Source organism: Helicobacter pylori, assembly GCF_001998165.1.
GTDB classification, from domain to species: Bacteria; Campylobacterota; Campylobacteria; order Campylobacterales; family Helicobacteraceae; genus Helicobacter; species Helicobacter pylori_DL.
In genome coordinates this window covers 1-244 of the sequence record NZ_MTWR01000159.1, presented here as the reverse complement: position 1 = coordinate 244, position 244 = coordinate 1, and the positions used below count along the sequence as shown (strand labels likewise).

1 pseudogene is annotated in these 244 nt (G+C 45.1%); it reads left to right on the top strand.

Annotated features, from left to right (window positions below):
* Window positions 1-170 (top strand): annotated as a pseudogene (locus tag BZK24_RS08670) (tyrosine--tRNA ligase); the annotation flags it as partial.
* Window positions 171-244: the final 74 nt, after the last annotated feature.

The window sequence follows — 244 nt, the reverse complement described above, 5'->3', positions numbered from 1 at the left end:
ATACTTTAGGCGCAAAGGGCATGATAGAATTGTGCGCGAAGTTTTCAGTCGCTAGAATGCTAGAAAGGGACGATTTTGCTAAACGCTATAAAGAAAACCGCCCCATTAGCATCGTGGAATTTTTATACCCTTTGTTGCAAGGCTATGATTCAGTGGCGATGGGTGCGGATCACTTGCGCTCGGCGAGGGATTTCTAAATTGAGCAAAGTCTCTACCGCATAAGCGTAAGCGTAATTATTGCTGG